Here is a 23,256-nt window from a genome sequence, read left to right as displayed (position 1 = left end):
GCAACATAGGCCGGCCATGACGGCCCAAGAGGGGAATGCGATGCACGAACTGATTCTGTTGCGCCACGCCCATGCCGAGAAAGCCCGCGCCGGCGAGGCCGACGATGAACGCAACCTCAGCCTGACCGGCGAGGCCGAAGCCGAGGCCGCCGCCGCGTGGCTCAAGCGGCGCGGCGCCCGGCCGGCGCGGGTGTTGTGTTCGCCCTCTGCGCGCACCCGGCAAACCCTGGAACGCGTCCTGGCCGCACTGGAATTCAGCGATACGCGTTTTGAGCCGGCGATCTACGACGCCACGGCCGGCACTCTGATGAGCCTGCTCGATTCGCACAGCGACGCCGAGCAGGTCCTGCTGGTCGGTCACAATCCCGGTATCGAAACCCTCGTGGCCCTGCTGGCGACCGGCCAGTCCGGCGAATTTCGCGGCATGCCACCGGCGGGTATCGCCTGGCTCGAACTCGACGGTTCGCTCGAACCAGGCGCCGGAAGCCTCAAGGCGTTCTGGTCACCCTGAGCGGCCATGGCACAGGGACGGCCAGCGGCACTCTGGCACGGTCTGGCGCTGGCCGGACTGTGCGCCCTGACGAACTGTGCAGCGACCGCAGAGACCATCGCGCTGGACCGCCAGCGCAGCAGCGCGGAATTCACCGTCCGTGCGCTCTGGCTGATGGATATTTCCGGCCGGTTCAGCGGCGTCAGCGGTCATGTGCGCATTGATGCGCAAGCCGGGCAGGCGCAGGTCGAGGCGGTGATTGATGCGCGCCGCGTCGACATGCGCCGGCAGTCGCACGAAACCTGGGTCAAGTCGGCCGAGTTCTTCGATGTCGCGCAATTTCCAGTAATCACATTTACCTCAGAACCGTTTCCGCTGGCGGTGCTCGACAGCGGCGGCGATATCCCGGGAAAATTGACAGTACGGGGGATTCAACGTCCCACCCGGTTCCACCTGGCGGCATCCCAATGCCCCGGTCGTGCCTCCCGCGCCTGCCCGGTGCAGGCCGAGGGCGCGATCTCCCGGGCGGAATTTGGCATGCGCAGCCGACGCGGCACGCTCAGTGACCGCGTTCGGCTGCATTTCGTGATCTTTGCGGCTGCGGCCGGTGATTCCAGTTGAGCGGTTGATGCGTCTGTTCTCGTTGCGCCTGTCTTGCCTGTGCCCGGGTGGCATGATCGTCCTCCTCCTCGCCCTGTTGCTCCTGCAGGGCTGCGCCCTGTCGCGCGACCGCGTACGGCGCGCCGAAGCGGTCATCCAGGCACAGGTCGACCGGAAAGACCACTGCGGCAGCGCAGACCATTGCGCCAGCGATACGCCGCTGCGCCGCCTGATCGATCAGGCCGGCGCCGGCTCGAGCGACACCGCACCGGTGCATTTCGCCAATATTCTGGATCGCGGCGCGGAATCGCTGGCGCTGCGCATCCATCTGATCCGCTCCGCGCGCGCGAGCATCGATACCCAGACCTTCATCTTCTCCCAGGACGATGCGGGGTACCTGGTGCTGGATGAGCTGATCAAGGCGGCGCGGCGCGGCGTGCGCGTGCGCATCCTCGCCGACCAGCTGTTCTCGCTGGGCGACAGCACCCTGCTGAGCCAGGTCGCCGGCGCCCACGTCAATCTTGAAATCCGCCTCTACAATCCGGCCTTCGACAAGGCGGCGACGCCCCCGCTCGAGTTCGCCGCCAACCTGCTGTGCTGCTTCTTCCAGTTCAACCAGCGCATGCACAACAAGCTGCTGCTGGTCGACGGGGTCATCGGCATCGCCGGCGGGCGCAATTACGAGAACCGCTATTTCGACTGGGACGAGGCCTACGACTACCGCGATCGCGACGTGATGGTGACCGGCCCGGTCGCCGGACGGCAGATGCTGCAATCGTTCGAACTGTTCTGGGTACACCCGCGCACACGCACCATGGCCCAGCTCAAGGACGTCAATCGCCGCCTGCTCTCGGACAGCCCGCTGCCGGGCGCCTGGGCGCCACCGGCGTGGGAGAACGCGCCGCGCGTGGAAGCACTCTCGGCAAAAGCCGACGACACGGCCTGGATCAGCCAGGCGTTCGTCGACACGGCGTTCCGCGTCGGCACGGTCGACTACTTCTCTGATTCTCCCAACAAGCCAATTCAGCCCGACAACCACGCCGATCAGGAACTGACCCGGCGCATCATCACCCTGCTCAAGGGCGCGCAACAGGAGATTATCGTGCAGACGCCGTACCTGGTCATCAGCCGGCCGGCGCGGCGCGTCTTCCGTGAACTGCACGAGAGCAACCCGCAGCTGCGCGTGGTCGTGTCGACCAACTCGCTTGCGGCAACCGACGCATTCTATGTTTATGCGCTTTATCACAAATACCGCAAACGCTACATCAAGCGTTTCGGTTTCGAGATCTTCGAGTTCCGTCCATTCCCGGCGCACGCGCCGGAACTGGTCGCCGACTACGCCCGCCTGTCGGGCCGCGACGGCGATACCGGCCGCGGCCGCTTCGATCCGGCGCCGGTCAAGCGCGGGGGCGTGCGCATGGGCATCCATGCGAAATCCTTCGTCATTGACGGACGGATCTCGCTGATCGGCTCGCACAACTTCGATCCGCGCTCGGACAACTACAACACCGAATCGGGTTTCATCATCGCCGACGAGGCATTTTCCACCGCACTGCGCGCCTCGATCCTGCGCGATACCGAGCCGGGCAATTCCTGGACGGTCGCCAAACGCCCGCGCCCGCGACTGGTGGAAGGCGTCAACGATGCCATCGCTGATCTTTCCGCCGCACTGCCGGTGTTTGATATCTGGCCGTTCCGCTATGCCACCAGTTTTGAACTCAAGCCCGGCTGCCAGCCCCTGCGTTCCACCGATCCGCGGTTCTACGAGTGCTATGAACCGGTTGGGGACTTCCCCGAAGTGGCACTACCGCTCAAGTCGATCTACACACGCATCGTGACCGCCTTCGGGGCTGGCCTGGTGGGCATCCTCTAGCAAGACCCTGCGTCCGGTCGCCCTTTTATACAGGGCCAGGCCGAGGCGCCTCATCGCTGCGGGCTACGCCAGGGCAGGGAAAGTTCGCTACCATGCGGACCCCAGCCCTATATCGAATTGACGTCGCCGACTGGCTCTGGCTAGTCTGCCTAATCCCTACGAACGCGGATCTTTCCATGTCCCTCACCATCACGATTGAACTCGGCGATGCCGATCTGCAGCACTTCATCGACGGCATGCGAAAGGCCCAGGACGAAGCCAGGCACCTCTCGGCGCAACAGGTCACTGATGCCGCCAAAAGGCTGCTGGCCGATTCGGCCGGCTGCGCCGTTCCGGCGTTCATCGGCGAGCGCCTGGGCAAGCTCGGCGCCATGATCGAGATGGTGCATGACGCCGGTTGGGCGCTGCCCGACGAAGACAAACAGCGCGTGCTCTCGGCGCTGACCTACTTCGCAGACCCGAAGGACGTGATTCCCGACACCGTGCCGGTGCTGGGTTTCCTCGATGATGCCATCATGATCGAACTGTGCGTCCGCGAGCTCAAGCATGAGCTGGACGCCTACGAGGACTTCTGCGATTTCCGCACCAGTGAAGCACGTCGGCTGGGCGTCGATGCGTCCGACCACGACGTGCAGCGCGCCGACTGGCTGGAAGGCCGTCGCGACGAACTGCAGGACCGCATGCGCCGCCGTCGCCGTGACTCCTACAGCGGCGCGGGCGGCGGTTGGCGCCCGACCCTGTTCAAGTTCGGCTGATCACTGCCAGGCCCTGCGACGACGTCGCGGCGCCAGCGCAACGAAGAAGGGCGCCCCGGGGCGCCCTTCTTGCGTTTGCGGTGTCCGCAAGGGTCAGTTCATGTTGCGCATCATCTGCGGCAGCACCATCGCCACGCCAATGCCGACGACGATCGGAATCACGAACAGCAGCACATTGAGCAACCAGCCGTACCAGGGCATCGGCGGGCGCTCCGTCGGCAGCGGCTGGCCCGGCGTGACGTCGTCAAATACCACGCAGGTACCGGCGAGCGAATCGTGCAGACCCTGCTTGCGGGCCGTAAAGCCGGCCATCATGTAGCCGATGCCCAGAATGATCGCCGAGAGGATCTTGGCGAAATGGCGTCCGGTCGCCTTGCCGAATTCGATCCGGTTGCCGTACTCGTCGGTGACCTTCAGGCCCATCGCCATCTTGCCGACCGTCGCCTGGCGTTCCGAACTTTCCATCAACGCGCTGTACAGCCAGGCCACGACGATCGCTGCGATGAATCCAAGGAACGGAATCATGCCCAGCAGATTGTTGGGAATGGCCAGGATCAAACCATCGAGTGTCGCCGCCGCACAGCGTCGCCAGAAGCCGGCGTGGATCGCATCGCCGGCGGGAAGCGGCTCGCCGGATTCGAATACGGGGCCATCGGCATTGGAGAGCGTCGCTTCGGGTGGCGCGTAGGGCGAAGCGGCGGCGGCCGGCGGCCGTGGCGGCGTACGCGGTGCCGCCATATAGGCCGTGTGTTCGACCGGCGCTCCGCGGGGGGCCGGCGGCGGCGCACCGAACTCCGGCGGTGGCGACGGCGGCGCGGCAGGGGCGTTGAGGCGGCTGAAGGCCTGCCAGTTGCTGCTGCCGACCTTGGCGACTTCGACATTGCCCGACCAGTCGCCGGCGGCCACGCGGGCTTCCACCAGGCTGTAGGGAACCGGGCCGCGCGGCTTGCCGCCGATCACGACAAAAAGGCTACCACGCTCATCCAGCGGGAAGATCTCGCTGTCGGCACCCAGGCCGCGAAGGCCGTCCTGCAGGCCCTGCAGCTTGACCAGGTCCTCGCTCTCCTTGACGGTGACCGGCGAACGCGGCACCAGTTGGTCAGTGACCTTCGCTGTCTCCATGCGGAAATAGCTGGCCAGTGCCGGCCACACCTGATCGGCCTGGTAGCCCGGTTGCAGAGTACCGGTCAGGACCAGCGCGTGCTTTGAACTATCCATTTTTCTCCCCACTGTCGGCGCGCACATCGGAGCGGCGCGAACGGGACTTTACCGCGTCCCGTCCGCTGCGCAAGACGGCAGGGGTGACCCGCCTCAGCGTTCGAGAATGGCGGTGACGCCCATGCCACCGGCCGTGCAGATCGAGATCAGCCCGCGGCCCGAGCCCTTCTCTTCCAGAAGTTTGGCCAAGGTCGCCACGATGCGGGCGCCGGTGGCGGCGAAAGGGTGACCCAGTGCGAGCGAGGAGCCGTTGACGTTCATCTTGGCCGGGTCGATCGATCCCATCGGCTCGGCACGCCCCAGGCGGTTGCGGCAGTAGTCGGCGTTCTCCCAGGCGCGCAGCGTGCACAGCACCTGGGCGGCGAAGGCTTCGTGGATCTCGTAGAAATCGAAATCCTGCAGCGTCAGGTTGGCTTCCTGCAGCATCTGCGACACGGCCACGGCCGGCGCCATCAGCAGACCTTCGCCGTGCACGAAGTCGACTGCCGCGACCTTGGCGTGGGTCAGGTAGGCCTGGACCTTGAGCCCGCGTGCCGCCGCCCATTCGTCGCTGGCCAGCAGGACCGCACTGGCGCCGTCGGTGAGCGCGGTCGAATTGCCGGCAGTCAGGGTGCCCTTGCCCGAATGCTTGTCGAAGGCCGGCTTGAGCGTGCCGAGTTTCTCCAGCGATGTGTCGGCGCGCAGGATGTTGTCGCGTTCCACGCCACGGAACGGTACGACCAGGTCCTTGAAAAAGCCGCGCTGGTACGCCGCGGCCGCCTTCTGGTGGCTTTCCCAGGCCAGCTTGTCCTGATCTTCCCGGCGGATGTTCCACTCGCGCGCCATCAGCTCGCAGTGGTCGCCCATGGACTTGCCGGTACGTGGCTCGGCCACGCCGGGGAAATGCGGCTTGAGCTCGCCGAAGCGGAAGCCGCGCAGGCCGGATTTGATCTTGTCCAGCGGCGACTTGGCCCGCACCAGGGACAGCAGGCGCTGCTGCAGCTTGCGGCCATAGACGATCGGCACGTCGCTGGTGGTGTCCGAACCACCGCCAACGCCGGCCTGGATCTGGCCCAGGGCGATCTTGTTGGCAATGTGGACGATGGTATCGAGCGAGGTGCCGCAGGCCCGCGCCATGGTGATACCAGGCGTGGTGGGGGCCAGACCCGACGACAGCGTGGCTTCGCGCGCCAGGTTCCAGTCGGACGAATGCTTGATGACCGCGCCCAGCGCCACCTCACCGAGCTCCACGCCATGCAGGCCGAATTTTTCGACCAGGGAGCCGAGGGTCTTGATCGACATGCCGAGATTGCCGACATCGGCATACGCGGTGTTGTTACGGCAAAACGGGATACGGGTTCCACCAATGACGCCGACACGTAATTTGCTGCTCACGATTCGCCTTCCTGCGGGGTGAGGGAGCGCAGGCCTGTCGATCCAGGCACTTCGCACGAGCTTCTTATTCTATTCCGTACGTTTTGGATTCCGAAGGCGGGGGCAGCCATTGCGGCCCGTCTCCTATCCGAACGCCCGGCGCCGCCGGAATCCGCGCCTTCGCCGTGCGACGGGCCGCGGGAATTTCCGGAAGGTCCGGCGAATGCTGACCGTCGAGGGCCCGAGTATGCACACTACCGCGCGCGCCGGGGACCCGGCCAACGCTGCACCGACCGGCCTGCAACCGCGGTGCTAGGGGCCCCGCGTGATCAGGCCCGACAACGTATACGGTGCGCGCGGCAACCCGTCGCCCGGCGCCGTCGGCGTGTACTCACGACCGGTGTTGAAGGTGATCCGGTTGGCCAGCAGCAGCACGCTGGAATGGCACAACGCGCGCGAGGCCGCCGGCATCCCCAGGATGGTGAACTCCACGGCGCCGCGCAGTCCCAGCGCCACCGCGTGGCAATCGACCACAGTCTTGTCGCTGTCGGGCGCCAGGCGCTCTTCGCTCCAGTCCACCACGTGTCCGTCAAAACCCGGCGCCACCGCATAGCCGACCAGGTCGCCGGCACTGCTGAGCACGCCAGTGGGGCGCGCGCCCTGGGCCTGGGCCTTCTGCAACAGGGCAATGCTGTCCAGGCCCTTGGCATCGGCACCGATCCAGCCGTCCGGATGCCAGCGCACTTTCACGTGCCAGGCCTTGGTGTCCTTGATATCAAGGTTCTCGTGCTGCACCCAGCCGATCAGGCGGGAATCCTCCGCGCCGCCCAGGGCGGTCGTCAGGCGCCGCGCATCGTTGCCGCCGAGGATGTGAAAACTGTGCGGCACGTCGAGGCTGAAGCCCGTGGCCTCGCGCGCCCAGCGGCCGCGCTGGAAAACCACGCTGTTGGCAACGTCCGCGTAGCTGGCGACCGGGACCGGGCGCGTCGTGACCGGCATTGCACTCTCTTCACTGCCCGCACTGGAAGACTCATACGTGTTGCTGGCGGAAGACGGCGCGGAGACCGCCGGCGTGGACGACACCACCGGCGCCGACTCGGCCTGGCCGCCTGCATCATCGCCCGCATAGCCCAGGGGCGGTACGCCGTGCTGTTGGCGCAGCTCATCCATGACCCGCGCGATCTGCTCGTCGTCACCGCTTTCCAGCGCGGCCTTCTGCTGCGGCGTCAGTTCGATGGTCTGCTGTTCGATCTGGTCCGCGTAGTCCGATACGGCGCTACTCATTCCATAGTAAGCCAGCGCCGAACACAGGATCAGGATGACCGCATGCCCGCGAATGCTGTGCTCCGGATCGCTCCAGTACTTCACCACGGCTATCAGCAGATAGAAGGGCACCAGCAGCGACAGGATCCCGTCCATGGGGCTGGCGCGCCAGACGCGCACCACCATCAACAGGCTCACGATCAGGGATACCGCAAATGCAAGAAAAGCCAGAGTCATGTTTCACCCGGGTCGATCAAATCCGCCGCACAGGGCACGAAGCAGCGCAGAACCGGCTCAGCGCGGCGTCACCCGCGCCACGCTCGAGCGCGCGATGGGAAACGCGATGCGCCGGGTCGGCAAGGTGATCTCGAGGGTCAGCGCATCCTTGGATACCGCCGTGAGCACGCCCAGGTAGAGCCCCCGGTCGCCCGTCTCCACGGCGACGTTCTGGCCGATCAGGCTCTCGTGGGGATCCGGTGCCGCCGCCTTGCCCTTTCGCGCCGGCTTTGCAGCGGCCTTGGGTGCCGCTGGCGGTGCCGGCGAGGCTGCCGGTTGCTGCATCATGCGGCTGATCCGCTCTTCCTGCGTCGGGGCAGGTTCTTCCCTGGCGGGCGGCTCAAGACCGAACGCCATTGTGGAAACCAGCAGACCGCCGATCAGACCGATGCTGCGCATGGCACCTCCCCACTACCCACAGGTGATCCGACAGTATGGGAGGCGCCTGCGGGCCGGGCAAGCCGGGACGTGACGCGCTTCACTGGAAATGCGCGCTTTGTGCCGACGGGTCCCGCGGCGGCCGCAGCCGCGCGGCGGGAAAACAGCGCTCAGGCCGGTACGGCCGTTTGCGCGACCAGGAACCGGTCGATCGAGCGGGCCGCCTCGCGGCCGTCGAGCACGGCGCGTACGACCAGGTCAGCGCCACGGACGGTGTCGCCGCCGGCGAACACCTTCGGATGCGTAGTCTGCAGTGGCAGCCGACCGGCACCGCCGACGCGGATCCGACCATTCGCATCGCGCTCGATGCCCAGCGCATCGCACCAGTCGGGCGGACTGGCCTGGAAGCCGAACGCCAGGATCACCACATCGGCCGGCAGTTCAGTCTCGCTGCCGGCCACGGGTTGTGACGAGGCCCGGCCGCGCGCACCAGCGACCAGCTCGGTCTGCACCACGCGCACCCCGGTGGCGCGGTCCGCGCCCAGAACGGCCAGTGGCTGGCGCTGGAACACAAACTCCACACCTTCCTCTTTGGCGTATTTCACTTCGCGGCGCGAGCCGGGCATGTTGGCCTCGTCGCGCCGGTACACACAACTGACCTTCGCCGCGCCCAGGCGAATGGATGAACGCACGCAGTCCATCGCGGTATCACCACCGCCCAGCACGACCACGCGCTTGCCCGCCAGATCGGGCACGGCATCGCCGCCGGCCGTACCCAGCAGACGCCGCGCATTGGCAACCAGGAAGGGCAGCGCAGGCAGCACGCCCGGGAGGTCCTGGCCGGGCAGACGGCCATCGACGAAGGCATAGGCGCCCGTCGCCATGAACACCGCGTCGTAGTCGCGCAGCAGTGCGTCGAATGCCAGGTCGCGGCCAATCTCCACGCCCAGGTGAAAACGCACCCCCAGCTCTTCGAGTACCGCGCGGCGCGTCCGCACCACACTCTTGTCCAGCTTGAACGCCGGAATGCCAAACGTCAGCAGGCCACCGATTTCCTCGTAGCGGTCGAACACGTCGACCGCGGTGCCGCTGCGCACCAGCCGGTCGGCCGCGGCCAGTCCACCCGGGCCGGCCCCCACGATGGCCACCCGGCGGCCGTTGCGTTCGTCCGTGATCATCGGCGGACGCCAGCCACGCCGCAGCGCTTCGTCGGTCACCCAGCGTTCGATACTGCCGATGGTGACCGCGCCGAATCCTTCCTCCAGGGTGCAGGCGCCTTCGCACAACCTGTCCTGCGGGCAGACCCGGCCACAGATTTCCGGCAGGGGATTGGTCTCGTGCATCAGGGTGGCCGCATCCTCGATGCGGTTGTCCCGCACCAGCTGCAACCATTGCGGAATGCGGTTGGCCAGCGGGCAGCCCCAGGAGCAGTAGGGATTGCCACAATCCAGGCAGCGCGAGGCCTGATCGCTCGCATCGCCGTTGAGGTAGCTGCCGTGGATCTCGCCGTAGCCGAGCACACGTACCGGCACCGGCACTTCCTGCGGCAACGCCCGGTGGAACTTGAGAAAGGGAAATGTCTTTTCGCTCATGCCGCGCGCCTCAGTGCCTCGGCCAGCGCGTCAAGGCTCGCCGCCTTGGGCTTGACCAGCCAGAATTTGTGGAGAACGTCCCGGAAGTCCACCAGCAGGCGCGAGGCCCAGGCGCTGCCCGTCGTCGCGATATGCGAACGGATCAGTCCGCGCAGATGCTGCAGGTGGTTCTCCATGCCTTCGAGCGAAATGCGGTGGATATCGACCAGCTCGTGGTTGTAGCGATCGACGAAATCGCGTTCCAGGTCGAGCACGTAGGCGTAGCCCCCGGTCATGCCGGCGCCGAAGTTGAGACCCGCGCTGCCCAGAACCACCACCGCGCCACCGGTCATGTATTCGCAGCCGTGGTCGCCCACGCCTTCCACCACCGCCAGGGCGCCGGAATTGCGCACGCCGAAACGCTCGCCGGCGCGGCCAGCCACGTACAGCTCGCCGCCGGTCGCGCCATACAGACAGGTGTTGCCAACCAGGGCGCTTTCGTGGGTCGCGTAGCGCGCCTGCGCCGGTGCCCGCACGACGATGCGGCCGCCGTGCATGCCCTTGCCGACACCGTCGTTGGCCTCGCCGGTCAGGTGCAGGTGCAGGCCGGTCACGTTCCAGGCGCCAAAGCTCTGGCCGGCACTGCCGGTGAGGGTCAGCGTCAGCGGTTCGGCATCGAGCCCTTCGTCGCCCCAGCGGCGCGCGATCTCGCCCGACAGGCGTGCACCGATGGAGCGATCGGTGTTACGCACGCTGTAGCGGAACTCGCCGCCGGCGCGCGCCGCCACCACATCCGCCGTATCAGCCACGATGCGCTCGGCGAGGCTGTCGGAAGCCGCTGCCGAAGGTGCCGCGCAATCGCCAACCAGGCGTGCCTGCTCAAACTGGGCGCGATGCAACAGCGGGTCGAGGTCCAGCTGTTCCTGCTTGGCCGTGACGCCCGCGCGCCGCTGCAGCAGGTCCACGCGTCCCACGACGTCACCCAGCCGCGCGATGCCCAGCCCGGCCAGGATGCCGCGCACCTCCTCGGCGACGAAGCGGAAATAGTTCATCACCATCTCCGGCAGGCCCAGGAAGTGCTTGCGCCGCAGCACGTCGTTCTGGGTCGCCACGCCCGTCGCGCAGGAATTGAGATGGCAGATACGCAGGTATTTGCAACCTAGCGCCACCATCGGCGCGGTGCCGAAGCCGAAGCTTTCGGCCCCGAGCGCGGCAGCCTTGATCACGTCCAGGCCCGTCTTCAGGCCGCCGTCAGTCTGCACCACCACGCGGTCCCGCAGGCCGTTCATGGCGAGCGTCTGTTGCGTCTCGGCCAGTCCCAGCTCCCAGGGCGAGCCGGCGTAGCGGATCGATGTCAGCGGACTGGCACCGGTTCCGCCGTCATGGCCGGAGACGGTGATCAGGTCCGCGCCCGCCTTGACGACACCGGCGGCGATTGTGCCGACGCCCGCATGCGACACCAGCTTCACCGAAACCAGCGCGGTCGGGTTGATTTCGCGCAAGTCGTGTATGAGCTGGGCGAGGTCCTCGATCGAATAGATGTCGTGGTGCGGCGGCGGCGAGATCAGGCCGATGCCAGGCTTGGCGTAGCGCAGGCGGGCGATCAGCCCGTTGACCTTGTGGCCCGGCAGCTGCCCGCCTTCACCGGGCTTGGCGCCCTGGGCGATCTTGATCTGCAGCACCTCGGCATTGACCAGATACGCCGGCGTGACGCCGAAGCGGCCCGAGGCGACCTGCTTGATCTTGGACATCCGCTCCGTGCCGTAGCGCAGCGGATCTTCGCCGCCCTCGCCGGAATTGGAGCGCGCACCCAGCCGGTTCATCGCGATCGCGAGCGCCTCGTGGGCCTCCGGCGACAACGCGCCGAGCGACATGCCCGCCGAATCGAAGCGGCGCAGAATCGATTCCACCGGTTCCACCGCCTCCAGCGGAATCGGCGGGCCAGCCGGTACGAGGTCCAGCAGGTCACGCAGCGCCGCCGGCGCACGCGTGTTCACGTGATCGGCATAGTCGTAGTACAGCGCCGCATCGCCGGTGCGCACGGCAGCCTGCAGCGAGCCGATCACGGCCGGGTTATACATGTGGTATTCGCCATCCGGTACGGCCTTGAGCAGGCCACCGGGCGGCAGGGCGTAGCTGGGATCGCGCGCGGCCGCGAGCTGGTCGCGGTATTCGTTTTCAATGTCGGCAAATCCGGCGCCGCCGATACGCGACGGCGTGCCCGGGAAGCACAGGTCGACGACGTCGCGATCCAGCCCGACGATCTCGAACAGCTGGGCGCCGCGATAGCCGGCGATGGTCGAGATGCCCATCTTCGAGAGGATCTTCAGGAGCCCTTTGCGGATGCCGCGCCGGTAGCTGCGGCCGATTTCCGAGGGCGCCTCGCCTTCGCGGCCCTGGATTTCGCCGCGGCGGTTCATGTCGTACAGGGTCTGATAGGCCAGGTAGGGATACACCGCCGTCGCGCCAAACCCGATCAGGCAGGCGAAGTGGTGCGCATCGCGCGCGGTGCCCGTCTCGACGATGAGGTTGCAGTCGCAGCGCAGCTGCGCGCGGACCAGGTGCGCGTGGATCGCACCGACCGCCAGCAGCGCATGTACGGGCAGCAGTCCGGGTACGGGGTAGCGGTCCGACAGCAGCACGATCAGCACGCCGGAGCGCACCGCGGCCTCCGCGCGCAGGCACAGGTCCTCGATGGCGGCGCGCAATCCGACGTGCGGGTCGTAGTAGAGATCAAGCTTGATCTGCGCATCCTGCGCCTGGGGCAGGGCGAGGATCTGGCGCAGCTTGCGCTGTGACAGGACCGGCGAGTTGAGCAGCACCTGACGCGCGTTTTCCGGCGACAGCGCAAAGATGTTGCCCTCACGCCCGATCTGCGTGACCAGCGACATCACCAGGCGTTCGCGCAGGGGATCGATCGGGGGGTTGGTCACCTGCGCGAATGCCTGGCGGAAATATTCGTACAGCGGGCGCGATTGCTGTGACATCACGGCGATCGGCGTGTCGTCGCCCATCGAACCGGTCGCCTCGGCCTCATCCTGCGCAAGGCACTTGAGCACGACGTCGCGCTCTTCGCGGGTGAGGGCGAATTGCTTCTGGAAACGCGCCAGCACGTCCGGCGAGAACGGCTCTGCGGCCAGCGCCGGGTCGATCAGATGCGATTCCAGGTAGGTCACTTCCTCGCGCAGCCACTGTTTGAAGGGTGCGCGTGCACGGTTGATCCGATCGATCGCGGCGTTGTCGAGCACGCGGTGCTCGACCAGGTCGATCGCCAGCATTTCACCCGGCCCCAACCGGCCTTTCGCGGTAATCGCCTCTTCGGGAATGTCCCAGATGCCTGCCTCGGAAGCGATCGCGACGTGGCCGTCCTCACTGCGCAGCCAGCGTGTCGGACGCAGGCCGTTGCGGTCGAGCGTGCACACCGCGTAGCGGCCGTCGCACATGACCAGGCCGGCGGGGCCGTCCCAGGGTTCGCTATGGAGTGCGTAGTACTCGTAGAAGGCTTCGAGGTCCTCGTCGAGGTCGTCACGGGCTCCCCAGGCCGGTGGAACGAGGATGCGCATCGCGGTGATCAGGTCCAACCCGCCCGCCAGGAGCACATCGAGCATTTCGTCCAGGCTCTGCGAATCCGAACCCGCAGCACCGACCACCGGCCCGATATCCGACAGATCCACCAGCGGCGACACCATCTTCACCGCGCGGGCGGCGCCCCAGGAGCGGTTGGCCCGGATGGTGTTGATCTCGCCGTTGTGCGCCAGCAGCCGGAAAGGTTGAGCCAGGCGCCAGTTGGGCAGCGTGTTGGTGGAGAAGCGCTGGTGGAAGACCGCAGCGCAGGCGGCAAGCTCCGGATGAGACAGGTCGTCGAAGGCATCGCGCAGACGCCCCGGCGCGGTCATGGCCTTGTAGCCGATGGTCGCGGCCGACAGACTGACAATGTAGAACTGTTCATCCTGCTCCAGCGCCTGGCCGGCGCGGCGCCGCGCACGGAACAGGCGGCGTTCGAAGAAGGCTTCGTCAAAATCCGATGGCGCGTTCACGAACACCTGACGCACACGCGGCGCATACGCGCTGCCGAGCGGCCCGCAGGCCGCGGCGTTCACCGGCACTTCGCGCCAGCCGGCAACGCTCAGTCCTTCCTGTTCGATCAGGCGTGCCAGGGTGGCACAGGACGCTTGCGCCGACGCCGCGTCATGGCTGACAAACACCAGCCCGGCGGCGAAACGCGGTGCGAGCCGGATACCGGCTGACGCCGCCAGTGATTGCAACCAGGCGGTGGGCCGGTACAGCAGCACGCCGCTGCCGTCACCCGTAATGCCGTCGGCGTTGACGCCGCCCCGATGGGCCATGCGCCCCAACGCGGCAAACGCCTGATCGACCAGCCAGCGGCTGGGCCTGCCTCCGGTCTGCGCGATCAGTCCGAAGCCGCAACTGTCGTGCTCCATGGCCGGGTCGTAAAGCCGCGGCGTGTTGCGTCGCGTCATGCGAATTTCCTGGCTGAGCCGCGGTAGCCGATCCAGTGCGGCCACGCGGATGGGGCGTGGGCAAAGCACGTTCCATGTAGCTTGGCCGCACGATCTGGTCGTGCGACGCCTCCGAATGAAGCATGGATGGTGCGATGCGTCAAATCACTTTTCCCCAGCCGCATTCCACGGCGCTGCGGGAGCCGTTCGGCTGCACGCGGCATAAGCAGGGTCGTGCGCACGCATTTGTGCGGCGTCATTGTGGAGATCGCTGACGGCGTCAACTATTCTGATGTCATCGTCAATCGTCATGTGGACGTTGCACGACGTGTCTTCCGCACTGACCGTGAAGGAAACCGCACCATGGCTGTCGATTCCGATACGGTCCGCGCCATCCGCGCCTTCAATCGCTTCTACACCCAGCGCATCGGCGTGCTGGGAGAGCACCTACTGGGTAGTGCGTTCAGCCTGACCGAGGTGCGTGTCCTGTACGAACTGGCAACCGTGGCATCGCCCGCCGCCACTCACATCGCTACGCAACTGGGTCTGGATACGGGCTATCTGAGCCGGTTGCTCGCCCGCTTCGAGCGGCTTGGCCTGATCGCCCGCTCGCCGGAACCGCTGGATGCCCGCCGCCGCCAGATCGTGCTCACCGCCAAGGGCCGCTCGCTCTTCGCCGCACTGGATGCGCGCGCGGCCGCGGATATCCGCCGACTGCTGGCGGACGTCGATGCCGCCGGCCAGGCAGACCTGCTGGCCGCGTTCGGCCGTATCCGACAGATACTCGGCACACCGCGCGACACCGGCCCGATCCTGCTGCGCGACCTGGCGCCCGGCGACCTGGGCTGGATCATCGAACGCCACGGCGTGCTCTATGCCGTCGAACACGGCTACAACAGCGCTTTCGAAACCCTGGTGGCCGAAGTCGCCACGGCATTCCGGCGCCAGCACGATCCCCGGCGCGAACGCGCCTTCATCGCCGAACGTGATCACCAGCGGCTCGGCTGCGTATTTGTCGTCCGCGAGGACGACGCGACGGCCAAGCTGCGTCTGTTGCTGCTCGAACCTGCGGCGCGCGGCCACGGACTCGGCCGCCGCCTGGTCGACGAATGCGTGCGATTTGCGCGCGGCGCCGGTTACCGGCGCATGGTGCTCTGGACGCATGCGCATCTGGATGCCGCACGACGGATCTACCACGCAGCCGGCTTCCGGCGGGAAAGTGAAGAATTGGATTCCCGCTTCGGCCGTCCGCTGGTTGCCGAGAACTGGGCCATCCGCCTGCACGACGGGTCGACCTGAGCGGTCGCGTTCGAAACGCCGGCGGGCACCGGGCAATGCGCAAGATGATCGCGTCCATTCCGGCAGGCTGCGCGGCGCGACGTCCCGGCGGGTACGTCGACGCGGGGGAAGCGACGGCATGAACCTTGCCGTTCCTGCCCTGACCGCCGCGGAAAGCGGCTCTTCGGGAGAGCACCATGGGCAATCGCCAGGACAGCCGACGCCAGCAGGAAAACCAGCAACCCGACGTGAAGACACCGAACCAGGGCATGCCCGGTCCACGCCAGAGCGACAAGGGTCAGGACGGCCGCGGACGCGAAGAAGCGCCGCGCAACAATACGCGCTAGCCGCTAGAGCGCGTCCGCGTCCAGTTCTCCGGTGCGGATGCGCAGGACCTGGTCAAGCGCATAGACGAAGATCTTGCCGTCACCGATCTTGCCGGTGTTGGCCGAATGCATGATCGCCTCGACCACGCGTTCGGCCATCTCCTCGCTCACGGCCACTTCCAGCTTGATCTTGGGCAGGAAATCCACCACGTACTCGGCGCCCCGGTACAGTTCGGTGTGGCCCTTCTGACGGCCGAAGCCCTTGACCTCGGTGACGGTGATGCCCTGTACGCCGACTTCGGACAAGGCTTCGCGCACATCATCGAGTTTGAACGGCTTGATGATGGCCATGATCATTTTCATGCGGTGATCCCGGTCGGTTGCGTCTGGTCAGGTGGAATATAGCCCAAGCCCCGGCGCGAACGGATGCCTCGGGACTCTCAGGTTTCGGATCCATCAGTGCGCGGATCTGTCCGGGTCCGTCACCGCACCACAGCAGCTACACTGTCACCATCCCCTTGCGAGACATCACCATGATCGACGTACGCAACATCGACGAACTGGCCCGGCGCCTGGCCGAGCTGGTGCCCCCTGGTCTCAATGCCGCCGGCCAGGACCTCGCCAACAATTTCAAGGACACTCTGCGCGCCGGGCTGCGCCGCATGGACCTGGTCACCCGCGAGGAGTTCGACGTGCAGCGCGCCGTGCTGCTGCGCACCCGCGAGAAACTGGAAGCGCTGGAAGCCCGCGTCGCGGAGCTGGAGCAGCGGCCTGCGTCGGACGAGTGAGCGGCTCTGCCGGTAACTAGTCGGGTCCTGTAGGGTGGCGCACGGCGGCGCTGCGCCGTGCGGCCGTGCTCTCTCCACACCGGCGTTCCGCTCAAATCAGAAATTTCTGATAGCACGACGCGCCGTTCACCCATAGGGCGTGAACGGCGCACTGCCTACACTTCCTCCACCCCCACCACGGAAGGAAGTGACAAATGGATTTTTCCCGCTCACGCTCGCCGCGCCGGTTCTCCGAGCTGTTGTTCACCGAGGAGGAGCTCCTCGAAGCGCTTGGCGTGGTCGCCGACGCGCGCGGCCCGCGGCAGGAACTGCGCGACGGAGGCCTGGTGTCACGGCAGGAACTGGAACTCCAGCGCGCGGTGTCCGCGATGACCTGGGAGCGCCTGGCTGATGTCGAACGCCGCATTCGCGAACTCTCCTCCCAGCTTGATCCGTTCTAGCAAGCGCCGGGTTACGCGGGCAGCTGAATACCACCTTCGGCAAGGTTCCGCGAACCAGAGCGCAGGCTTTCATGCCTCGCGGCACATCATGCGCCGCGCCTGTCGATTCCGGCATCACGCGATGCCCGACCGCTTGGATATCCGCACAGGTTTTCGCTTTCCCGGCGTGTGCGGACCCGGCCATGGACGGCCACCTTCAGCGGCAGGCGTGGAACGGATGTGATTTTCGGCGCCAACCCGCCCATACGGATATCTCTATGAGCCTTGCGATTGTGCACACCCGCGCGCAGGAAGGTGTCTGCGCGCCACCGGTGACGGTGGAAGTCCACCTCTCGGGTGGACTGCCGGGAACTTCGATAGTGGGTCTTCCGGAAACGGCGGTGAAGGAATCGCGCGACCGTGTCCGCGTCGCCATACAAAATACACAGTTGGATTACCCGCAGCGCCGTGTCACCGTCAGCCTGGCGCCGGCGGACCTGCCCAAGGACGGCGGTCGCTTCGATCTGCCCATCGCGTTGGGCATCCTGGCCGCCTCGGGCCATCTTCCGCGCGATGCGCTGGCGCGGTGCGAGTTCGTCGGGGAACTGGCGCTGTCGGGTGAGCTGCGCCGCGTGACGGGTGTGCTGCCGGCATTGCTGGGCGCCCGCGCGGCGGGCCGCTGCGCGATCGTGCCCGCGGCCAATGCGCCGGAAGCGGCCCTGGTCGAGGACGCCGACATCCGCGTCGCGCACTCGTTGCTGGATGTCTGCGCCCACCTGCGCGACGCTGCGCAGCTGCCGCGGCCCGAGTCGCTGGGCGAATGTTCACCGCTCATGGCCGATGCCGACCTGGCCGACGTGCGCGGCCAGGCCCAGGCGCGGCGTGCACTGGAGATCGCGGCTGCCGGAGGGCATCACATGCTTTTCGTCGGTCCGCCCGGTACCGGCAAGACCATGCTGGCCAGCCGCCTTCCCGGCCTGCTGCCGCCGCTGGCGGACGCCGAGGCGCTGGAATCGTGCGCCGTGCGGTCGGTCGCCGGGCACAGTATCGATCCGCTACGCTGGAAGCAGCGTCCGTTCCGCTATCCGCACCATACTGCGTCGGCCGCGGCGCTGGTGGGCGGCGGTTCGATTCCCCGTCCCGGCGAAATCAGCCTCGCCCATCACGGCGTGCTGTTCCTGGACGAGCTGCCCGAGTTCGAGCGGCGTGTGCTGGATGTGCTGCGTGAACCGCTGGAAACCGGCCATATCCTCATCTCTCGCGCCGCGCGACAGGCGGAGTTTCCCGCCCGCTTCCAGCTGGTTGCCGCAATGAATCCGTGCCCCTGCGGCTACGCTGGTGATCCGCGCGGGAACTGCACGTGTTCACCGGACGCAGTGCAGCGGTATCGCGGACGGGTCTCCGGGCCGCTGCTGGACCGGATCGACCTGCGCCTGGAAGTTCCCCGGCTGCCGCTCGGCGAGCTGCATGGGGTCACGGGCGGTGGCGAATCGACGGCCGTTGTCGCGGCGCGGGTACTGGCGGCGCGCGACCGCCAGATGCAGCGCGCCGGAAAGCCGAACGGAGCGCTGGGCAATCGCGAGGTGGAACGGGATTGCGCGCTCGGCGCCGGTGATCGCGCCCTGATCGAGCGCGCCGTCGAGAAGCTGGGCCTGTCGGCCCGGGCCTACCACCGGCTGCTGCGGGTGGCGCGTTCGATCGCCGACCTGGATGAGTCCGCTGCGATTCGTACCCCGCACCTTACGGAGGCGATCCAGTACCGCCGGATCGACCGCCGCTGACCCGGCGCGGCGCCGGAGGGTGCCGATCGTGCGGCGGGCGCTGCGGCGTGGCGCGGTCGCGTCGCTAGAATGCCGGGACGGGTCAGTGGGGGTTGGAAGAATGATTGTCGAGCGCAGTGCACGCCTGGGAAACGAGCTGGCCCCCGCCGGCGGATTGCGGGCCATTCTGCAGGCGCTGCCGGAGCGCCCGCAGCAGCACGCGGCACTGTGCATCGTCGTTGCGACCGAAGGGTCGACCTATCGCAAACCCGGCGCGCTGATCCTGGTCGATGCGGCCGGGCGCCGCGAGGGCTGGCTTTCGGGTGGTTGCCTCGAAGCCGAGCTGGAGCACTCGGCCGCGCAGGTGATCGCCAGCGGCGAGGCCCGCGTATTCGCCATCAACACGCTGTCGGACGATGACCGCGTGTTCGGTTCCATGTCCGGCTGCCGCGGCATTATTCATTTGGCTATTTTGCCACTTTCGGGATCATCGCCGCTGACGCTGGCCTTGCGTGCGCTCGGAACTGCCACGGGAAATCTTTCACTGCAGCTGGATGCGCACGGGGCGGGTGCGGCGGAGGTGGATGGGCAACGGTGGGAATGGCCGGGTACGGTGCCGGGTACGTCTGCGCGCCAGTGGATGGTCACGATCGCACGTCCACCGCGGCTGATGCTGCTGGGCGCCGGCCCTGAGACCGCGCCGCTGCTGCAGCTGTGCCGTTCGGTCGGCTGGATCACGCACGTGGTGGAGCATCGGGGGCGCTGGGCAGCGATGGCGGCGAACGCCGACAGCGTGTCGTCCGCGGCTCCGCGCGACTGCGCCTTCGCGCTGGAAGTTGCGACATTCGACGCGGCCATCGTCATGAGCCACCACATCGAACACGATCGTTGCTATCTGTCCGTGCTGGCTGATTCGGTCATTCCGTTTGTCGGGCTGCTCGGCCCTCCGGCGCGGCGCGCGATGCTGCTGGACGAACTGGGCGAGGCGAAGGCGAGGGCGCTGGAGCCGCGGCTGCACGGACCCGTCGGACTGCGCCTGGGCGGCGAAGGGCCGGAAGCCATCGCGCTCGCCATCGTTGCCGCGCTAGCGCAGTTCCGGTCTGGCGTCAGCGGATGATCGGTGTCGTCGTCCTTGCCGCCGGGCGTTCACGACGCCTGGGCCGGCCCAAGCAGCTGGTGCGGTGGCGCGGTGAGTCACTGGTACGACGCGCTTGCCGCCTCGCACTCGCGGTGCAGCCGGATGACGCGGTGCTCGTCGTTGGTCATCTTGCCGACGCCATCGTCCGCGAGGTGGCGGACCTGCCCGTCCGTCCGGTGCGGGCGGTGCACTGGGAAGAAGGCATGGGCAGTTCGTTGCGCGAAGGTGTACAGGCGCTGCACGAGGGCTGTACCGGTGTGGTGATCCTGCTGTGCGATCAGTACGCGCTGCCGGTTACGCACGTCTGCGACCTGGTTGAGACATGGCACCGTTCGCCGCTGCGCGCGGTCGCGAGCCGCTATGGCGATTGCATCGGCGTTCCGGCTGTCCTGCCGCGTTCCTGGCTGGAAAATGCGGGGCTCTCCGGCGAGCGGGGCGCGCGTTTCCTGCTGCAGGAGCGGATGGATCAGGTCACGCCGATTGTGTGCGAGGAACTTGCAAACGATCTTGACGTTCCGGAAGACCTGACATCCGAATTTGGCTGAATTTCGGTTGTTTTGTTTGAAATATCCGTAAAGACGTCCAAATCCGCTAAAAGAGTTTTGCGGCGTCGGGCCGACCTACGACCTTGGTCCTATTCAAGTTGGGCATATCGCGCCGGATAATTCTCCCCGGGTCGACAGGTTCGACGTCTTCCGCGGTGAGGTGCATGGCCGCTGGAAGGTACGCAGAACCGACGACCGACGTAGAGCGCGTCGCTCGCAGCTCGCGTCGAAGCCGCAATCTGTTATGGCGAAACTCACCGATTGCGTGTTGCCGATCTGGTGCTTTCGCTCGGAATAGATCGCGTTTCAGGCGAAACGCCTGGATCATTGGGGGATGTCGAGCGCCGCAGCGCGGCCTTGCCCGGTGCCGGTAACAGCAAACTGCCTGTTGCGCCACCGCTCCTCATCGGATCACACCATTAGACGGGAGCGTCCTGGTCGGATTTCCGACCGACACGTTCCGGCGTTTGATGCGGATGGACTACCGCTAAGGGCTTCCCTGGCTCCATCCAACGCGCTCCTCCCCCGCCTCGATGCGGTTGGACGGAGCTGGGGAAAGTTCCCCACGTCGCCTGGCAGCGACGCTGTCGGACCTTGAAGATGCCCATGGCGTCCCCAAGTTCTGAAACGCCCGGGTTCCCCGCCTGCCCGGTACCGGCTGACTCCCTCCTCCCCCCCGATCACCGGTACCGGGCTAGGCACTTCTCCCTCTCGCCTCGCCATTTCCCCTCTGCTCGCAACGGCGCCTGCTCCGGCGGCCCGCACGCGCTTTCCCTCCGGCTGACGAACGAGGCCGCGCGGCCTTCTCAGCGGGGGATTACCAGCGTTATTGCGCCGGTGCGGGAATCCGATCGGCCAGGACCACGGCCACGGGCGAGGACTGCCCTTCCGCTTGCAGCGCGACGGATTGACCGGCTGCGGTGTCACGCAGGTGCGCGCGCCACTGCGCGAGCGTCCGCCGGGCGACCGGCATGCCGTCGATGGCTGTCAGACGCTGGCCTGCTTTCAGTCCGGCCTTCTCGGCCGCGCTGTGCGGCGCCACTTCCACGATCTTGAGTGCCGCACCATCGCTGTGCAGCCATAGTCCGCTGCGATCGAACGAGTCGGCCTCACCGAATTCCGAGTTTGGTTCCAGGTAGATGCGGCGGTTCTCATAGTCCAGCGTGACCGTGAATCGACGCAGCACGCCGCCGCCCAGATTGGCGGAAATCTCGGGATTGGCGAAGGCGCCCTTGTCGCCGGTGAAAAGATCCACCGCCAGGTTCCGCAGGGTCACATCCCCCATCTTCAGGCTGGGCAAGCGTGCCGGCCGCGCGCGCGATGGACCACCGACGCCCCAGCCGGCCACGGACTCCGGGCCACCGCGCAGCTTCTCGACCAATCCGTGCTCCCGGACGAAGGGCGAATGCAGGCTCAGCGACGAGCGCGACCCCGTGTCGATCGATACGCGCGCCGGCAGGCCGTCGATCGTGGCGTCGATCAGCGGGATCCGTTCGGTCAGCGCAAACGACATTGCCGTCGCCTTCGCCGGTGGCGTGAAGGAGGACGGGTCGTACAGGTGCAGCGTCCGCGCCGCATAGTCGATGCGTACGATGAAACGGCGGAAGACTTCGTAGCCGAGGATGCCGTCCACGGGCACGCCTTCGACCTGTGGCAGCACATCCAGGTCGATCACGTAGAACGACGGCTGCTCGAAGGTGAGTCCCGCGAGCGTCAGGGATTGCGCGCGGGTCATTCCCAGGTCGACGGCCTTCTCACCGACGCCACGCGCAACAAGTTGGCCTTCCGACTTGAGTGCCAGCCGCTGCACGGCTTGCGGCACGAGGATGTTGGCGCCTCCCGTGTCGACCAGTACGTGAAGGGGTTTTCCGTCGACGCGGGCGGTGACGAAGATGTGGTTGTTGACCAGTTCGAAGGGCACGGTGGTGTGGCCGTTTTCGACCCGTGCTGTTCCCCGCTGCATCGGCGGGCGCGCGAATCGCGTCGCATCGGCGGCCGCCGAATGCCGGTAGCGCGCGATGAGGATTTCGCTGCGATTGCGCACGTCGCCGCTGTCGGAAACGATGCGATGCGGCAGCTGGATGCCGTCGACGTTGCGCCAGTCGTCATACGTCGTCGTCACCGTGTCGCTGCCGCTGCGGGTCACCGTGCGCGCGAGCAAATGCGACGTGGCATCGAACCAGAGTGTTATCGCGTTGGCGTCCACCGGCGTCACGTCGACGACCTGGAAGGGACGTCCCTCTTCGGTAGCCGTTCTCACCGGACCGATCGTCGCACCTTGCGCATCGGCCCCGCAGTAGCCGCGGCGGCTGATCCAGCTGTCCGTCGCCGTGCGCCGGCGCGCTTCGGGGGTGTCGAGCGCCGTGACTTCGCCGCCAGGGTCCTGCGACCAGGCAGACGTGCCATCGAACCCCTCCGCGCCCTTCACGACGCCCAGGTCGTAGCGCGTGATGCGCTGCCCGGTCGTGACGTCTTCGCTGCCCTCGAGTGGCCCCTTCAGGCCGCCGACGCGCAGCTCGCCCTCGCTTTGCACGATGCGCACCGCCTTCCAGTCACCAGCCGCGCGGGCGCATTCGGCAAACACATCTGTGGTTGCCGCCTGGGCAGACGGCGCGAGGGCACACAGGAAGAGTGCACTGGCCAGCCATCGCTTTCGTCGTTTCATCGGAGTTCCTGCCATTGTCGAAGGAATGGTTCTATTGAATAATTGCTGGAAATTTCAAAGCAGGCAAGTCAACCAATGGCACAGCCGCGGAAACATCGGC

At 66.8% G+C, this 23,256-nt stretch carries 19 protein-coding genes; 11 read left to right on the top strand and 8 right to left on the bottom strand.

The window, feature by feature from the left end:
• Nucleotides 1–40: 40 nt before the first annotated feature.
• The 4 genes from N4264_RS02120 (at nucleotide 41) to N4264_RS02105 (ending at nucleotide 3,718) form a co-directional block, all read left to right on the top strand.
• A complete protein-coding gene (locus tag N4264_RS02120) occupies nucleotides 41–511 on the top strand; it encodes a SixA phosphatase family protein (RefSeq protein ID WP_261695431.1) in 471 nt (156 codons plus the stop codon).
• Between the two features lie 6 nt (nucleotides 512–517).
• Nucleotides 518–1,111, top strand: a complete 594-nt coding sequence (locus tag N4264_RS02115; protein ID WP_261695430.1) for a YceI family protein — start codon at nucleotides 518–520, stop codon at nucleotides 1,109–1,111.
• 7 nt (nucleotides 1,112–1,118) lie between these two features.
• Nucleotides 1,119–2,963, top strand: coding sequence for a phospholipase D family protein (locus N4264_RS02110; RefSeq protein ID WP_261695429.1), 1,845 nt, complete (start codon nucleotides 1,119–1,121; stop codon nucleotides 2,961–2,963).
• 176 nt (nucleotides 2,964–3,139) lie between these two features.
• Complete coding sequence (locus tag N4264_RS02105) at nucleotides 3,140–3,718, top strand: YkvA family protein (protein ID WP_261695428.1); 579 nt, start codon at nucleotides 3,140–3,142, stop codon at nucleotides 3,716–3,718.
• A 93-nt stretch (nucleotides 3,719–3,811) separates the two neighbouring features.
• On the opposite strand, the gene N4264_RS02100 is transcribed toward N4264_RS02105, so the two are convergent.
• From N4264_RS02100 to gltB, 6 genes are all read right to left on the bottom strand, one after another.
• Nucleotides 3,812–4,936, bottom strand: coding sequence for an RDD family protein (locus tag N4264_RS02100; RefSeq protein ID WP_261695427.1), 1,125 nt, complete (start codon nucleotides 4,934–4,936; stop codon nucleotides 3,812–3,814).
• 93 nt (nucleotides 4,937–5,029) lie between these two features.
• Nucleotides 5,030–6,352, bottom strand: a complete 1,323-nt coding sequence (locus tag N4264_RS02095) for an acetyl-CoA C-acetyltransferase (protein WP_425508328.1) — start codon at nucleotides 6,350–6,352, stop codon at nucleotides 5,030–5,032.
• A gap of 249 nt (nucleotides 6,353–6,601) precedes the next feature.
• Entirely contained in the window at nucleotides 6,602–7,789 is a 1,188-nt protein-coding gene (locus N4264_RS02090; protein WP_261695426.1) for a DUF2167 domain-containing protein, read from the bottom strand.
• Nucleotides 7,790–7,846: 57 nt separating this feature from the next.
• The gene (locus N4264_RS02085) at nucleotides 7,847–8,227 is read right to left on the bottom strand and encodes a hypothetical protein (RefSeq protein WP_261695425.1); all 381 of its coding nucleotides are present in this window, start codon (nucleotides 8,225–8,227) and stop codon (nucleotides 7,847–7,849) included.
• Nucleotides 8,228–8,376: 149 nt separating this feature from the next.
• Nucleotides 8,377–9,798: a glutamate synthase small subunit GltD family protein gene (locus N4264_RS02080; protein ID WP_261695424.1), complete on the bottom strand. Its 1,422-nt coding sequence runs from the start codon at nucleotides 9,796–9,798 to the stop codon at nucleotides 8,377–8,379.
• Nucleotides 9,795–14,258: a glutamate synthase large subunit gene (gltB, locus tag N4264_RS02075; protein WP_261695423.1), complete on the bottom strand. Its 4,464-nt coding sequence runs from the start codon at nucleotides 14,256–14,258 to the stop codon at nucleotides 9,795–9,797. The genes N4264_RS02080 and gltB overlap by 4 nt, the downstream gene beginning before the upstream one ends.
• Before the next feature lie 342 nt (nucleotides 14,259–14,600).
• Between gltB and N4264_RS02070 the strand changes: the two genes are divergently transcribed.
• On the top strand, nucleotides 14,601–15,536 hold the full coding sequence (locus tag N4264_RS02070) for a bifunctional helix-turn-helix transcriptional regulator/GNAT family N-acetyltransferase (RefSeq protein WP_261695422.1): 936 nt from the start codon (nucleotides 14,601–14,603) through the stop codon (nucleotides 15,534–15,536).
• Between the two features lie 176 nt (nucleotides 15,537–15,712).
• Nucleotides 15,713–15,862, top strand: coding sequence for a hypothetical protein (locus tag N4264_RS02065; RefSeq protein ID WP_261695421.1), 150 nt, complete (start codon nucleotides 15,713–15,715; stop codon nucleotides 15,860–15,862).
• Between the two features lie 3 nt (nucleotides 15,863–15,865).
• Here the strand turns inward: N4264_RS02065 and N4264_RS02060 are convergent, their stop codons facing one another.
• The gene (locus N4264_RS02060; RefSeq protein WP_261695420.1) at nucleotides 15,866–16,204 is read right to left on the bottom strand and encodes a P-II family nitrogen regulator; all 339 of its coding nucleotides are present in this window, start codon (nucleotides 16,202–16,204) and stop codon (nucleotides 15,866–15,868) included.
• Nucleotides 16,205–16,374: 170 nt separating this feature from the next.
• Here N4264_RS02060 and ubiK point away from each other — a divergent pair, with 170 nt between their 5' ends.
• From ubiK to N4264_RS02035, 5 genes are all read left to right on the top strand, one after another.
• Entirely contained in the window at nucleotides 16,375–16,629 is a 255-nt protein-coding gene (gene ubiK / locus N4264_RS02055; protein WP_261695419.1) for a ubiquinone biosynthesis accessory factor UbiK, read from the top strand.
• 194 nt (nucleotides 16,630–16,823) lie between these two features.
• Nucleotides 16,824–17,069, top strand: a complete 246-nt coding sequence (locus tag N4264_RS02050) for a hypothetical protein (protein WP_261695418.1) — start codon at nucleotides 16,824–16,826, stop codon at nucleotides 17,067–17,069.
• A gap of 257 nt (nucleotides 17,070–17,326) precedes the next feature.
• Nucleotides 17,327–18,829 (top strand): YifB family Mg chelatase-like AAA ATPase, encoded by a 1,503-nt coding sequence (locus tag N4264_RS02045; protein ID WP_261695417.1) that lies wholly within the window; start codon nucleotides 17,327–17,329, stop codon nucleotides 18,827–18,829.
• Between the two features lie 100 nt (nucleotides 18,830–18,929).
• Nucleotides 18,930–19,925 (top strand): XdhC family protein, encoded by a 996-nt coding sequence (locus N4264_RS02040; RefSeq protein WP_261695416.1) that lies wholly within the window; start codon nucleotides 18,930–18,932, stop codon nucleotides 19,923–19,925.
• Nucleotides 19,922–20,491 (top strand): nucleotidyltransferase family protein, encoded by a 570-nt coding sequence (locus N4264_RS02035; RefSeq protein WP_261695415.1) that lies wholly within the window; start codon nucleotides 19,922–19,924, stop codon nucleotides 20,489–20,491. The genes N4264_RS02040 and N4264_RS02035 overlap by 4 nt, the downstream gene beginning before the upstream one ends.
• Before the next feature lie 826 nt (nucleotides 20,492–21,317).
• Here the strand turns inward: N4264_RS02035 and N4264_RS02030 are convergent.
• Complete coding sequence (locus tag N4264_RS02030; RefSeq protein WP_261695414.1) at nucleotides 21,318–23,156, bottom strand: aspartyl protease family protein; 1,839 nt, start codon at nucleotides 23,154–23,156, stop codon at nucleotides 21,318–21,320.
• Between the last annotated feature and the right edge of the window lie 100 nt (nucleotides 23,157–23,256).

Origin of the sequence: Tahibacter amnicola, from assembly GCF_025398735.1 — a bacterium.
Classification (GTDB): Bacteria; Pseudomonadota; Gammaproteobacteria; order Xanthomonadales; family Rhodanobacteraceae; genus Tahibacter; species Tahibacter amnicola.
Note: the sequence above shows the minus strand (reverse complement) of the source record. Positions and strands in the feature narration are given on the sequence as shown.